Source organism: Metapseudomonas resinovorans DSM 21078, assembly GCF_000423545.1.
Classification (GTDB): Bacteria; Pseudomonadota; Gammaproteobacteria; order Pseudomonadales; family Pseudomonadaceae; genus Metapseudomonas; species Metapseudomonas resinovorans.
Genome location: NZ_AUIE01000001.1, coordinates 274490 through 288485, shown reverse-complemented (window position 1 = coordinate 288485; position 13996 = coordinate 274490). Strand labels below are relative to the sequence as shown.

The window sequence follows — 13996 nt, the reverse complement described above, 5'->3', positions numbered from 1 at the left end:
GGCGACGACGGGAGAGGTGGGCTTTGCGGGTCATTATTCTTGTCTCCAATAGGCCACGGGGACCGCGTTGGACGCGGTTCGGACCGATTATTGGAACGACTTGTAAGACGCCGTTGAATACCGGGATCGAAGTTGTAAAAAGTCGTAAGGAATTTGTTCGATTTCAGCCGGCCGACTGCAACACCCCATCCAGGGCCCGAGCGGAGCGCGATAGCAGTGCTTCCAGGTTCGGCTTGAGTGCCGGCAAGGCCGTGCCGTCACCGGCCAGGGCGATCGCCTCCAATTGCCGCAAGCAGGCGGCCAGGGCGCGCAACCCCAGGGACTCGCTGCTGCCGGCCAGACGGTGGGCGAGGTGGCCGACTTCGGCGCAGTCCTGTGCGACCAGGGCGGCGAGCAGACCGTCCCGATGCTCGTCGAGCATGCGCCGCAGCAATTCCAGCAGCCCCTGGAGCTTCTGCTCGCCGAGCAGGCTGCGGTGGGTGTCGAGCAATCGCCGATCCAGCAGTTCGGCATCGACCTCCTCCGCCGGCCGCGGCGCCTGTCCGGCCAAAGCACGGCGCAAGTCGTCGAGTTTCAGCGGCTTGGCCAGGGCGCCCTGCATGCCGGCGTCCAGGCAGCTGCGCACCAGCGCAGGTTGCTGGCTGGCGGTGAATGCGAGGATGCGGCTATCACGGTTGACCCCCTCCCCATCGCGTCGAATCAGCCGACACAGCTCGGTGCCCGCCATGCCCGGCAAGTGCAGGTCCAGCAGGATCAGGTCGAAGCGCCGCTGCCGACAAAGCGTCAGGGCCGGCGCGGCATCTTCCGCCAGGGTGACCCGGTGACCGTCGCGCTCGAGCAATCCACTCACCACTTCGCGGTTGAGGGCCACATCCTCCACCACCAGCACGTCCAGCGAGCGACTCAGCGGTGCGACCGTCATTTCGCTGGATTGTCCTCGCGCGGCCCGCAAGGTCAGCTCGAACCAGAAGCAACTGCCCTCGCCTTCCTGGCTGTCCACGCCGATTCGCCCGCCCATCAGCTCCACCAGCCGCTTGCTGATGGCCAGGCCCAGGCCGGTGCCGCCATAGCGCTGGGCGACGGCCTCGCTGGCCTGGGTGAAGCGCTCGAAGATTTTCGCCTGCATGTCCGGGGCAATACCGATGCCGTCATCTGTGACGCTGATGCGCAAGCGCTGCGCACCCTCGAGATCCTCGAGCCACCGGACCTCCACGAGGATCTCCCCTTCCTCGGTGAACTTCACCGCGTTCGCCAACAGGTTACTCAGCACCTGACGCAAGAACTGCTCGGCGCCATGACACTGAGTCGCCACGTGCGCGTCGATACGCGAGCGCAGGATGGTGCCGTTGTCACTGGCCTTGGGTTCCAGCAGGGTCAGCACCTGGTCAAGCAGCGCCGCCAAGGAGAAATCGACCAGCTCGGGGCGGCCTTCGCCCTCCTCCAGTCGCGCGAAATAAAGCACTTCGTTGAGTATCGCCAGCAGGCCTTCGGCGGCCTTGTGCAAAGCCTCAAGGCGCTTGCAGTCCCGCTCGCCCAGGGCCGCGCCGCGCAGCAGCTCTGCCATGCCCAGGATGCCGTTGAGCGGCGTGCGGATTTCATGACTCATGGTGGCAAGGAAGCGAGACTTGGCGAGGTTGGCCGCCTCGGCTTCCTCCTTGGCTCGCTGGAGGCTGGCGGTGCGCCGCTCCACCAGACCTTGCAGTGCGGCGCGGTCATCCTCGCGACGCCGGATGTCATCAAGGATCGCGCGACGCATCTCATCCAGGGCCTGGGCGACCGTGTCAATCTCATCGGCGCCGCGTCCGGCCCGGCGATCCAGGCGCAGCGCTTCGTACCAGTCACCAGCACCGATGCGTCGAGCGAAATCAGCCATCACCCTCAAGTGGCGGGTGACGAGGCGGTGAAACAGAAACGACAGCGCCACCGCCAGGCCGCAGAGGAATGTCCCCATCCAGAGCAAGCTGGTCAGGCCGGTGGCATACAGGCGCTGGTAGACGGCGCCGAGGTCGATGGCGACTTCCAGTTCTCCGAGCTGGCGCCGCTCGCCACTGGGCGGTTGGTAGGACAGCGGAAAGCGCTCGCGGCGAAGCGGTCCGGCGAGTGCGCTGGCGCCCTCCTGCAAGTCGAAGTCACTGCTGGTCAGGCGTACCTGGGCGATGTCGGGAAAGTCCGCCAGACCGCGCAGCTGCATCTTCAGTTGCTCCTGGTTGAGGTCCCAGAGGCTGCGTTCGAAGCTCGCCAGGTAACCGACGCGGATCAGCTCCAGGCGTGCTTCGATATCACGCATCTCGCGGCGATATTCCAGGTGCAGTTGCACGGCACTGGCCACCAGCGTGAAACAAAGACTGAACAACAGGATGAACAGCAGGAGCCGGCGCAACAGGCCATTGGTGGGTTTCAGGCCGGTCATCTAAGCGGCTCCGGCTGGGCGATCATGTCGCGGTAGGTGGCTTCGCTCTCCGCCAGCCAGCGCTCGATATCGCCGCGGTCGGTCAGGCGTTGCAGCTCGCGGTCGATGTCCGGCATGCGCCCGGCCAGGGGCGAATGCCGCGATACGCCCAGGCGTAAGTGGTCCACAGCCAAGGTCATGGGAAGTGCGCGGATGTCGCCACCTCCCGGCAAATGTTCGATGTACAGCAGGCCCGTGCGCCGCTCATGAGGGATGAAGTCGATGCGGCCACGAATCAGCTTCCCGAAGTTCTGCTGGCTATCGGAAACCCATTCGATGTTGCCGACACGGGCCACGGTCTGGTCGAAGGCTTCGCCGTAGCTTTCACCAAAAAGCAGGCCGCCACGATAGCGGGCAAGGTCTTCCAGCGTGTCTACCTGAAGCGGGCGCCGAGTGTTGTAGAAGACTGCAACTTCCTCGCGCAGGACCGGCACGTTGGCGAATAGCAGATCGCTGTCACGCTGTGGCGTGCGGTAGGCCAGCACCACATCCACGCGCCCCTGGGCGGCGTCCAGCAGGCAGCGTTTCCAGTTGCCCAGTACAACCATCTCCACGTCCAGGCCGAGGTTGGTGAACACGGCCTTCACCACGCTCGGTGCCAGGCCGCGTACCTGCTTACCGTCGCTCCAGGAGATAGGCGGGTAGACCGGATAGTCGCAGTAACGCACCGCAGGCGCGGCCTGGGCGGCGCCACAGAGCAGCAGGAAGGCCAGCGGCCAGAAGCGCAGCATGAGCTCAGGCAGCGCTGGCCGTGGCGGTGAACAGGTAGCCCGCGCCGTGGATGGTGATGATCAATTGGGGTTCGGCCGGGTCGTCGCGCAACTTGCGGCGCAGGCGGCCAACCAGCACGTCGATGGAGCGGTCGTTGGGCAACCACTCGCGGTTGCGGATCTGGTCCATCAACTGGTCGCGGCTGAGGGTGTGCCCGGCGTTACGCAGGAAGACGCTGAGTAGCTGGAACTCACCGTGGGTGAGCAGGGTTTCGCTGCCATCCTGGTCGATCAGGCGGCGCCGGTCGCTGTCCAGCCTCCAGTCGGAGAAGCGCTTCAACTGGCCATTGGCCGGTGCGGCGGGCTGCTGGGCATGGCGTACACGGCGCACCAGGTTCTTGGCGCGAGACACCAGTTCGCGGGGGTTCAGGGGTTTGACGACGTAATCGTCCGCGCCGCACTCCAGGCCGACGATTCGGTCGACTTCATCATTGCGGCCAGTGATCAGGATGATGCCGACCTCGGAGCGCACCCGCAGTTCGCGGGTGAGGGTCAGGCCATCCTTTCCGGGCAGTCGGATGTCGAGCATCACCAGGTCAACCGGCGCTTCCGCCAGGCAGGCTTCCGCCTGTTCGGCCGTGCTGGCGCAACGTACCTGGTAGCCCTCCTGGGCCAGGTAGGACTGGAGCAGTTCACGAATCAGCGGATCGTCGTCGACGATCAGCACACTGGGAGCCATTGCAATTGTCCTCCGCCTCCGCGTTCAGGCGGGGCGTTCTTATTGTTGGAGGTGGCTGGAGGTTATCGCCAGTTGAACGACCGATCAACAGACCCCGACGGGCCGCAGAAACCGCTGTACGCCGCCGGCCTGGAGGCCATCCACCCAGGCTTCGCAGATCAGCACACCTTGCTCCGGGGTGAAGGTTTGCGGATTCAGCCCGGACTCCAGCCAGAGACCGTCGAGCAACGCACTCAGGCTGATGGCCGCCAATTCCGCATCGAATCCCTGCCAGCGCTCCTCTATCGCGAGTTCGCTGAGCGACTTGGCGAGGATGGCGCGGTACTCGCCATAGGACTGGTCATGGGCTGAGTTGATGGCCTGGGCGGTTTTCACCGCGCCCCAGAAGGCCAGCCAGGCCTCCAGCAGTTGCGGGTCCAGCAACTCCGCGGAAAAGGATGCCCGAAAGAACGCCGACAGCCGTGCTCGCGGACTGGGTTGGGCTTCGTCGATGGCATCACGGAGCAGTTTCATCACCCGCCCGGTCACGGCCAGGTACGCCTCGGCGACCAGTTCGTCCTTACCGGCGTAGTGGTGGTTGATCAGCCCGACGGAAACCCCGGCCTCGGCGCAGATCTTGCGAATCGACGCGCCCTGGAAGCCATGCCGCTTGAGACAAGTGAGGGTCGCTTCGATCAGGTGGGCCTTGCGCAACTCAGGGTCCAGACGGGAGTAGCGCACATCCTGGGTCGTCATGCCGAAAGCTCCTGTGGTGATACGGCGAATCTGAACGACTGTACAGGAGGAAGTGAATTGCACCTACCCGTTCGGGTTATGGCTGCATCCGGGCAACCGGCGGAGAGTAGCCCCAGGTGACCCGATAACGACAATACAGGCGGAACCGACATGCGCAAGACACTGGTTGCAGCACTTGGCACGACTCTCATCCTGTTGCCGGCCCTGAGCCCAGCGGACGATGGCAATACCCTGCGTCTATACAACTGGTCGGATTACATAGGCGAGCACACCCTCGCCGAGTTCGAGAAAGCCACCGGCATCAGGGTGGTCTACGACACCTTCGATTCCTACGAGACGGTCCAGGGCAAGCTGCTGCCGGGTCGCTCCGGCTACGACCTGGTGGTGCTCAACGCCGCCTTGGTGCCACCGCTGCTCCAGGCCGGTGTGTTCCAGCCGCTGGACAAGAGTCGCCTGCCCAGCTGGGGCAACCTGGACCGTCAGGTACTGGCCAGCCTCGAGCACTTCGACCCGGGCGTGACCTACTCGGCGCCCTACACCTGGGGCAGTAACGGCATCACCTACAACGTGGACATGATCAAGGCGCGTATGCCCGATGCGCCCATTGGCTCCCTGGCGATGATCTTCGACCCCGAGGTGGTGTCGCGCTTCGCCGATTGCGGCGTGACCCTGATCGACTCGCCCACGGATGTTCTCCCCCTCGCCCTGGCCTACCTCGGTCGCGACCCCAACAGCGCGGCCCCCGACGACCTCAAGGCCGCCCAGGACCTGCTGATGAAGGTGCGCCCCTATATCCGCAAGTTCGACTCCATGAGCTACCTCAACGGCCTGGCCAACGGCGACCAATGCATCGCCATGACCTGGTCCGGCGACTACGCCACGGCCCAGGCCCGCGCCACCGAAGCCGGCGCCAAGGTGAAGCTGGACTACTTCATACCCAAGGAAGGCTCGCTGATCTGGTTCGATGACTTCTACATCCCCAAGGACGCGCCCCATGTGGAGAACGCCCACAAGTTCATCGAATACATGCTGCAGCCCAAGGTGATCGCCCAGGTCACCGACTACATCCGTTATGCCAACAGCAACGAGGCCGCGACTCCGCTGGTAGCCGCCGAGGTGCGCAACGACCCGGCGATCTACCCCGACGACGCGACCCGCGCCCGGCTCTTCACCCAGAAACCGCAGCCGCCCAAGGCCATGCGCCTGATCACCCGCACCTGGAATGCGGTCAAGACCGGCAAGTGATTTGAACTGCCCTGTATCAGAGGTAAAGAACATGAACACCCCAAACGCCAACTTCTTCGCCCAGTTCGACAATGAGCGCCTGGTGGCCGCCGACAAGGCGCACTACATGCACGGCTATCACGTCTTCGACGACCACAGGGAAAACGGCGCGCTGAACATCGCCGCCGGCAGCGGCGCCTATATTTTCGACACGGCCGGCAATCGCTACCTGGACGCCGTGGGCGGCATGTGGTGCACCAACATCGGCCTGGGCCGCGAGGAAATGGCCGAGGCCATCGCCGACCAGGTGCGCCGCCTGGCCTACTCAAATCCCTTCTGCGACATGGCCAACGTCACCGCCATCGAGCTTTGCGAAAAGCTCGCCGAACTGGCGCCGGGTGATCTCAACCACGTGTTCCTCACCACAGGTGGTTCCACTGCTGTAGATACCGCCTACCGTCTGGTGCAGTACTACCAGAATTGCCGTGGGCTGCCGGCGAAGAAGCACGTCATCACCCGGGTCAACGCTTACCACGGCTCCACCTACCTGACCATGTCCCTGGGCGGCAAGGCAGCGGACCGGCCGGCGGAGTTCGATTTCCTCAAGGATCGCATCCACCACATTTCCTGCCCCAATCCCTACCGCGCTCCGGAGGGCATGGACGAAGCGCAGTTCCTGGATTTCCTGGTGAACGAGTTCGAGGACAAGATACTCACCCTGGGCGCGGATCGGGTGGCGGCGTTCCTTGCCGAGCCGATCATGGGTTCAGGCGGTGTGATCATTCCGCCGGCCGGCTACCACAAGCGCATGTGGGAGGTCTGCCAACGCCACGACGTGCTCTATGTCTCGGACGAGGTGGTGACCTCCTTTGGCCGACTCGGCGCCTTCTTCGCCTCGGAGGATGTCTTCGGCGTAGTACCGGACATCATCACCACGGCCAAGGGCCTGACCTCCGGCTACCTGCCGCTGGGTGCCTGCATCTTCTCCGACCGCATCTGGCAGGTGATCGGCGAGCCGGGCAAGGGCCGTTGCTTCAGCCATGGGTTCACCTACAGCGGGCACCCGGTGAGTTGCGTCAGCGCGCTGAAGAACATCGAGATCATCCAGCGAGAAAACCTGCTGGCCCAGGTGAATGAAGTGGGCGCCTACCTGGAAGAGCGACTGCAAAGCCTGGCCGACCTGCCGCTGGTGGGCAGCGTGCGGTGCCAGAAACTGATGGCCTGCGTGGAGTTCGTCGCCGACAAGGCGAGCAAAACGCTGTTCCCCGATGAGCTGAACATCGGCGAGCAGATCCACCTGCGGGCACAGAAGCGCGGCCTGCTGGTACGGCCAATCGTGCATCTGAACGTGATGTCGCCCCCGCTGACCATCACCCGCGCGCAGGTCGACGAAATCGTCGAAACGCTGCGCGAAGCCATCCTGGAAACCGCTGCCGACCTGCAGCGCAGCGGTGACTATGCGGGCCGATGACGACGTTTTGCAGCGGCCGGAGGGCGCCAGTAGACTGCCGGACATGACTGACAGCACTGCGCCCCAAACCCCGACCCTCGCCACCCTGCATGCCTGGCATGCAGGGTTGGCGCAGGCCATGCTCAATGTCGGCGAACCGACGTTCTGCGAACGCCTGGCCGACGCGCTGGATAGCCTGGTGCCCATCGAGTCGATACTGCTCGGGCTGGAATGCAAGGGCCTGCCACCTCGCCCGCTCTACCAGCGTGGCATCCCGACGGAATACCGCGAGGCGCTGATCGAGCGCTATTACGCCCGTGGCTACATGCTCGACCCCTTCTGCCTGGCCCTTGAAAGCGGACTGGCGGAAGGCTTCTACCACCTCTCGGAAATCGCCCCGGACGACTTCTTCAACAGCGAGTACTACCGCACCTACTACCTCAAGTGCGGCTCGGTGGAAGACGCCCATTTCATCGTCGACCTCGGCGGCCAGCGCAAAGTCTCCCTCTGCGTCTACCAGGGCCGCAGCGGTGCATGCTTCAGCAGCGCCGAACTGGACCTGCTGCGGGCCGCAGAACCCCTGGTACGCGAGCTGATCCGCCAGTTCGACGAACGCGGCGGCCTGGCCCGCAGCCTGGACGGCCGAAGCCCAGAGCCGTTGCACAGCCCCATGCCCGCCGCGTTCAACCAGCAGATTCGCGCCGCATTCATGAACTTCGGCTGCGACCGCCTGACCGAGCGCGAACGGGAAATCGCCCACCTGCTGCTGCGCGGCCACTCGGCCAAGTCCAGCGCCAAGGTGCTGGAGATATCCCCGGAAACGGTACGCATGCACCGCAAGAATCTCTACACCAAGCTGGAGATCGGCTCCCAGGCGGAGCTGTTCGCCCTGTTCATTGACTGGCTGACGAGTTGAAAGACTGCCTTCAGTCAGACGGATGTGAGCAGGTCGAATCCTTTGACTAGGCTTGCTTGTCTCTGCCACCAATCCGGAGACCTGACATGCCCATCGAGAAAGCCCTGTATACCGCCCACGCCGAAGCCTACGGCGGCCGTGAAGGCCGCGCCGTGTCCTCGGATGGCGTGCTGGATGTGAAATTGACTACGCCCAAGGAACTGGGCGGCCCCGGCGGTGACGGCACCAATCCCGAGCAATTGTTCGCTGCCGGCTATTCGGCATGCTTTCTCGGCGCCATCAAGTTTGTCGCCGGCAAGGAAAAGATCACCCTGAGCGAGGACACCTCTATAGAAGGAGCGGTGGGAATCGGCACCTTGCCCACGGGCTTCGGCATCGAGGTCGAACTGAAGATCTCCCTGCCCGGGCTGGACAAGCAGGCGGCGAAAGAGCTTGTGGACAAGGCGCATATCGTTTGCCCGTATTCCAACGCAACGCGCGGGAATATCAATGTGACGCTGACCCTGGTGTGAGCCCCGTAGCCCGGATTGCATCCGGGCTACGTCAGCGGTGTACAAACGAGGAGGGAGGCCATTGGCCTCCCTCGTTCATTTCACTTTGTAGATGATCCCCGGACTGCACTGAACCATCTGGTAGTGGTCCGGCAAACCGTTGAGCGCCTCGGAGGCGCCGAGAAACAGATAGCCACCGGGCTTCAGGGTGGCATGGATGCGGGTGAGGATGTCCTTCTTCACGTCTGCGGAGAAGTAGATCAGCACGTTACGACAGAAAACGATGTCGAACTTGCCCAGCGCCGCATAGCTGTCCAGCAGGTTCAGCGGACGGAACTCCACACGGCTGCGAATGGCCGGCTTCACCACCCAGCGCCCCGGCCCCTTCGGGTCGAAGTAGCGGGTCAGGCGCTCCTGTGACAGGCCACGGCCCATGGCCAGGCTGTCATATTCCCCCGCCTTGCAGGCAGCCAGCATGGAGCTGGACAGGTCGGTGGCGACGATGCGCGCCCCCGCCTTGAGCTGGCCAAGGTTGACTTTCTCGAACTCGTCGATCGACATGGAAATGGAGAAAGGTTCCTGCCCCGAAGAGCTGGCCGCCGACCAGATTCGCAGCGGCTGGTTCGGATTGGCCTTGATCAGCTCGGGCAACACCCGGCTTTTCAGCACCTCGAAGGGGTAGGTATCTCGAAACCAGAGGGTTTCGTTGGTCGTCATGGCATCGATGACCTGTTCACGCAGGCCACCGCGGGAGAATCCCTGAATGCGCTGGGTCAGTTCACCCAGGGTCTTGATGCCATTCTGCTCCATCAGCTTGTTCAGCCGGCTGGAAACCAGATACTGCTTGTTGCTGCCCAGCAGAATGCCGCAGGTCTTTTCCAGGAACACCCGGAACTGCTCGAACTCCACATTACCTGAAGACACTAAGGGCGCCTCACGAATCTATTTCCATGTCCGGGGGCCGAGCCATCAGCCCCCATCCGTTACCTTGATGCGTTCTACTACCCGTGCCGCCAGGTCGTCCGGCTTGAACTTGGCGAGGAAGTCGTCCGCACCCACCTTCTTCACCATCGCCTGGTTGAACACACCGGAAAGCGAAGTATGCAGGAGGATATGCAGCTTCTGCATGCGCGGATCGTTGCGGATTTCGGCCGTCAGGGTGTAGCCGTCCATCTCCGGCATCTCGATGTCGGAAACGATCATCAGCAGTTCCTGATCCGGCGCCTTGCCCTCCTCCACCATTTCACGCAGGTAGTTGTAGGCCTGGCGCCCGTCGTTCAGGGCCTTCACCTCGACGCCGACGGTTTCCAGGCAGCGGACCACCTGCTTGCGCGCAACGGAGGAGTCGTCGACGATCAGGACCCGCTTGCTGACGGCCTTGCTCTGGGTCTCGATGTCGATCACGCCTTCGGACACCACCTCGGAAGTAGGGGCCACTTCGGCGAGGATCTTCTCGACGTCGATGATTTCCACCAATTGCTTGTCGACCCGGGTAACCGCCGTCAGGTAATGATCGCGCCCGGTTCCCTTGGGTGGCGGATGGATCTCCTCCCAGTTCATGTTGACGATGCGCTCCACCGAGCGCACCAGGAAACCCTGCACCTTGGTGTTGTATTCCGTGATGATGACGAAGCTGTTCTTCAGGTCATCCAGGCCTCTGCGCCCGGTCGCCATGGACAGGTCGAGAATCGGAATGGTACCCCCACGGATATTGGCGACCCCGCGTACCACCGGGCTGGACTTGGGCATCAGGGTGAGGCGGGGGCACTGCAGCACCTCCTTCACCTTGAACACGTTGATCCCGTAGAGCTGCGATCCGTCGAGACGGAACAGCAGCAGTTCCAGGCGGTTCTGCCCAACCAGTTGGGTACGCTGGTTAACCGAATCCAAAACTCCGGCCATGACCAGACTCCTATTACAAGCCATTGAACGCCCGCATCAGACTAGCAGGCGGCACGAGCCTTGCTTCTCAGTTTGCATGAACGCTATGACGACGCTTTTCCGACACCTGATAGCAAAACGCCGCAAATCGCTTGCGGCTGTTTTACCCGCTTTGTGCTGTCTCGGCTACAGTCCGGCGTCGAGTGCAACGGTGACGTCGCCTGAGGTGCTTATCGGCACGGCCGAGGGCTTTCTTGAGTATGCGGTCGAAGAATATCTGCAACGGAGCAATATCCAGGGCCGCAGCGAAATCCAGGTCAACCGCCTCGATCCGCGGCTGCGTCTCGCGGAGTGCGACAAGGATTTGACGAGCCAGCTGGAAAGCCCGGCACAGCCGCTGGGGCGCGTCACCGTTCGAATCCGTTGTGACGGCAGTTCGCCCTGGACCGTGTTCGTACCGGCCCAGGTGAAGCTGTATCGCGATGTGGTGGTGGTCACCCGGCCGTTGCGCCGCGGGGCACCCATCGGGCCTCAGGATGTAACGGTGGCTGAGCGCGACGTGGGTACCCTGAGCCAGGGATTCTTGAGCGATCCGGGACAGATCGTCGGCCAGAAGACCACCCGCACCCTGCTCCCCGACCAGGTACTGGCACCGCTTCACCTGCAGCAGGCCGAGGTGGTGAGCAAGGGCGATCAGGTGGTGATCAGCGCTCAAAGTCCGGCAATCAATGTCCGGATGCCCGGCGAGGCGCTGGCCAACGGTGCGCCAGGCGAACAGATCCGGGTTCGCAACCTGAGTTCCGGCCGTGTGATCAGGGCACGCGTCAAGCGCCCGGGCCAGGTCGAAGTGGACATGTAGGCATGATTCCGCTGGCGCCAAAGTGGGCTGATTTCCTAAACTCAGCCAGTACTGAAGAATTTTCTAAAGTTATCCCGGACAGGGCCGATAAAACGGTAAGCGTCCAACTAGCGTCCGAGGTTCAGCATCATGGTTATCGACTTCAACCGGCTCAATAACGGCCCCACGCCCGCAAGCACGGGGCGTACCGGCAGCACCCAGGCCGGCAAGAGCGAAACCGTCACCAGCGGCCAGACTGCATCGACCCAGACTACCGGCGAGCAGGCTCCAGCTGCCAAGAGCGGCGAATCCGTGCAACTGAGCAGTGAAGCTCAGGTGTTGCAGAAAGCCGGTGAAAAACTGCGCGACCTGCCCGTTGTGGACAAGGAGCGTGTAGAAAAACTCAAGCAGGCCATTGCCGACGGCTCTTACCAGGTCGACAGCAAGCGCGTGGCCAGCAAGCTGCTGAACTTCGAATCCCAGCGCTAGTCCACGGGCAGCGCTGGGGAACTTGGACGCTAGGCCCCAGAGCGCGTATGCACGACACCAACCTGCTTCAACTGTTCACCGACGATATCGGCCACGCCCAACGTTTGCTTGAGCTGATGGACGAAGAATTCCAGGCCATGGGCGAGCGCGATCTCGCGCGCCTCGAAAAGCTGCTTGCCGACAAGCAGCCTCTTCTCGCCCAGCTCGACCAGCATGGCCGCCAACGCAGCCAGTTGTTGGCCAGCCTTCAACTCAGCGCTGACCGCGCCGGACTGCAGAAACTCGCCGAGTCCTCTCCCCTGGGCGAGGACCTGCTCGACCGCAGTGACGAGCTGGGCGAGCTACTGGAGCGCTGCAAGGCATCCAACGAGCGCAATGGCCGCCTGATCCGCGCCAACCGGGCATCGGTCAGCAGCATGCTTGGCATCCTCCGCGGCGGCGAAACGCCTAGCCTCTATGACAGCCGAGGGGCTGCCGCTAGAATCGGCCAGCAGCGCCCGCTCAGTCAGGCCTGACAAGACACTACAAGAAAAGCACAAAGACATAGAGGCATGATGCCACTACTCTTTGCGTGACCTGCTTTTGCGTTTGGAGAGACCTGGACCGTGTCCAACCCATTCCACGAAGAGAACGGCCCACAGCCCCCAAAAGTGCTCAAGGCACAGGTAGAAATCCTGGCCAACCTTCGTCTGCTGCAGCAACACCACGATCCGCTGATCATCACCTTCCATGACCGTAACCAGCGCTTCCAGAGCTATCTGGTGGACGTTGACCGCGACCGCGGCCTGATCGCCCTGGATGAACTGATCCCGAACGACGGCGAACGCTTCCTGAAGAACGGCGAGACCTTCCGGGTCGAAAGCTTCCATGAGGGCGTGCGAATCGCCTGGGAGACGCAGCAACCCGCCACCGTCGGCGAGTTCGAGGGTGACCGCTGCTACTGGTGCGCCCTGCCCGATGAAGTGACCTACCACCAGCGCCGCAACGCTTTCCGCGCGCCCCTCAAACAGAGCCAACTGGTTCCCGTCGAATTGGACGGCGACAAGATGTCGTCACCGGTCAAGGGTGTGATGCTGGATATCTCGGCCACTGGATGCAAGCTTCGCTTCGAAGGCGACCTGAATGGCCGCCTGCAACCCGGCCAGGTCTATGAGCGTTTCAGTGCGAAGATGCCGATCGGCCCGGTCACCACACCAGTCGAGCTGCGCCACCTGCATTTCGACGAGAAGCTCGGCATGAGTTTCGTTGGAATCCGTTTCCACAAGATGAGCGGCCTGGTGCAACGCAATGTCGAGCGCTTCGTCTACCAGCTGCAGCGCGAAGCCCGGCGCTTCGAGAAAGACGAACTCTTCTAGCGATCGATCAGGCATGCCCGGCGGCCAGGTCTCTGCTCCTGGCCGGCTTCAATCGCTTCCGCCCCTGCTCAGGCAACCCCGAGCTTGAATCCCAGCCGCCCCAGGCGCGGCAGATGTTCAGGGCTGTCCAACACCCAGAGCGAAGGCAACAGTCCGTGCCGCCAATCCAGCTCCTGCAGGCGCTCACAGGTCAAGGCCAGCACCTGGTCACTGCCCCAAGGCATGGCTTCGAACAGGCGCGGATCGATGCGGCGAAGACCGAGCAGCACATAGCGTCCGTCCTCGGTCGGACCTAGCACCGCATGATATTGATCCAGTGCCTCGCAGGCAGCTGACAGATAATCGGCATCCAGCATCGGGCAATGCTGGCCGATAAGCACCACGGCATCGTTCTCGGAGAGGCCCAGGGCAGCGATACGTCGCATTCGCTCCCCCAGATCACCGACCGGCTGGCCCACCACCATCCAGTCATTGTCCTCGGCCAGGGCTTCCAGGGCCTCGTCCGGACCATCCTCGATCCAGAAGATCCGCTCGCTGAAGCCCATGGGCGGGAGATTGAGAACGCGTGCCACCAGTTGCCTGTGCAACCGGCTCACCCCCTCCTCCCCCAATTCCGGAACCAGTCGGGGATGGAGCTTGCCAGCCTGCTGGGCACTGGCCAGCAGATGCAGGGAGATGCTCAACGTCATGACCAGGTCCTCCTTGAAGTCCCGAGGCAG

The 13996-nt window shown here is 63.0% G+C and carries 15 protein-coding genes; 8 read left to right on the top strand and 7 right to left on the bottom strand.

Going from position 1 to position 13996, the window contains the following annotated elements; all coding sequences use genetic code 11:
- Positions 1–163: 163 nt before the first annotated feature.
- From G559_RS0101270 to G559_RS0101255, 4 genes are all read right to left on the bottom strand, one after another.
- Positions 164–2410 (bottom strand): hybrid sensor histidine kinase/response regulator, encoded by a 2247-nt coding sequence (locus tag G559_RS0101270; protein WP_028626503.1) that lies wholly within the window; start codon positions 2408–2410, stop codon positions 164–166.
- Complete coding sequence (locus tag G559_RS0101265) at positions 2407–3180, bottom strand: substrate-binding periplasmic protein (protein WP_028626502.1); 774 nt, start codon at positions 3178–3180, stop codon at positions 2407–2409. Before G559_RS0101265 ends, G559_RS0101270 begins: the two co-directional genes overlap by 4 nt.
- Before the next feature lie 4 nt (positions 3181–3184).
- A complete protein-coding gene (locus tag G559_RS0101260; protein WP_028626501.1) occupies positions 3185–3904 on the bottom strand; it encodes a response regulator in 720 nt (239 codons plus the stop codon).
- A gap of 78 nt (positions 3905–3982) precedes the next feature.
- Positions 3983–4633 (bottom strand): TetR family transcriptional regulator C-terminal domain-containing protein, encoded by a 651-nt coding sequence (locus tag G559_RS0101255; protein ID WP_028626500.1) that lies wholly within the window; start codon positions 4631–4633, stop codon positions 3983–3985.
- A gap of 150 nt (positions 4634–4783) precedes the next feature.
- Between G559_RS0101255 and G559_RS0101250 the strand changes: the two genes are divergently transcribed.
- From G559_RS0101250 to G559_RS0101235, 4 genes are all read left to right on the top strand, one after another.
- On the top strand, positions 4784–5878 hold the full coding sequence (locus G559_RS0101250) for a polyamine ABC transporter substrate-binding protein (protein WP_028626499.1): 1095 nt from the start codon (positions 4784–4786) through the stop codon (positions 5876–5878).
- 31 nt (positions 5879–5909) lie between these two features.
- On the top strand, positions 5910–7328 hold the full coding sequence (locus G559_RS0101245) for an aminotransferase (RefSeq protein ID WP_028626498.1): 1419 nt from the start codon (positions 5910–5912) through the stop codon (positions 7326–7328).
- Between the two features lie 43 nt (positions 7329–7371).
- Positions 7372–8223, top strand: coding sequence for a helix-turn-helix transcriptional regulator (locus tag G559_RS0101240; RefSeq protein ID WP_028626497.1), 852 nt, complete (start codon positions 7372–7374; stop codon positions 8221–8223).
- Between the two features lie 86 nt (positions 8224–8309).
- A complete protein-coding gene (locus G559_RS0101235) occupies positions 8310–8735 on the top strand; it encodes an organic hydroperoxide resistance protein (protein WP_028626496.1) in 426 nt (141 codons plus the stop codon).
- A 75-nt stretch (positions 8736–8810) separates the two neighbouring features.
- Here G559_RS0101235 and cheR read toward each other — a convergent pair whose 3' ends face one another.
- Both cheR and G559_RS0101225 read right to left on the bottom strand, forming a co-directional pair.
- Complete coding sequence (gene cheR / locus G559_RS0101230) at positions 8811–9638, bottom strand: protein-glutamate O-methyltransferase CheR (protein ID WP_028626495.1); 828 nt, start codon at positions 9636–9638, stop codon at positions 8811–8813.
- 45 nt (positions 9639–9683) lie between these two features.
- A complete protein-coding gene (locus tag G559_RS0101225) occupies positions 9684–10616 on the bottom strand; it encodes a chemotaxis protein CheV (protein WP_028626494.1) in 933 nt (310 codons plus the stop codon).
- Positions 10617–10692: 76 nt separating this feature from the next.
- On the opposite strand from G559_RS0101225, the gene flgA reads away from it, so the two are divergent.
- The 4 genes from flgA to G559_RS0101205 all read left to right on the top strand — a co-directional run bounded on the left by flgA (position 10693) and on the right by G559_RS0101205 (position 13277).
- On the top strand, positions 10693–11454 hold the full coding sequence (gene flgA / locus G559_RS0101220) for a flagellar basal body P-ring formation chaperone FlgA (RefSeq protein WP_036996712.1): 762 nt from the start codon (positions 10693–10695) through the stop codon (positions 11452–11454).
- Positions 11455–11583: 129 nt separating this feature from the next.
- Entirely contained in the window at positions 11584–11922 is a 339-nt protein-coding gene (gene flgM, locus G559_RS0101215) for a flagellar biosynthesis anti-sigma factor FlgM (protein WP_028626492.1), read from the top strand.
- Positions 11923–11969: 47 nt separating this feature from the next.
- On the top strand, positions 11970–12437 hold the full coding sequence (locus G559_RS0101210) for a flagella synthesis protein FlgN (RefSeq protein ID WP_028626491.1): 468 nt from the start codon (positions 11970–11972) through the stop codon (positions 12435–12437).
- Between the two features lie 90 nt (positions 12438–12527).
- Positions 12528–13277 (top strand): flagellar brake protein, encoded by a 750-nt coding sequence (locus G559_RS0101205; RefSeq protein ID WP_028626490.1) that lies wholly within the window; start codon positions 12528–12530, stop codon positions 13275–13277.
- Positions 13278–13345: 68 nt separating this feature from the next.
- On the opposite strand, the gene G559_RS0101200 is transcribed toward G559_RS0101205, so the two are convergent.
- Positions 13346–13966, bottom strand: a complete 621-nt coding sequence (locus G559_RS0101200) for a TIGR04282 family arsenosugar biosynthesis glycosyltransferase (protein WP_028626489.1) — start codon at positions 13964–13966, stop codon at positions 13346–13348.
- Positions 13967–13996 lie beyond the last annotated feature (30 nt).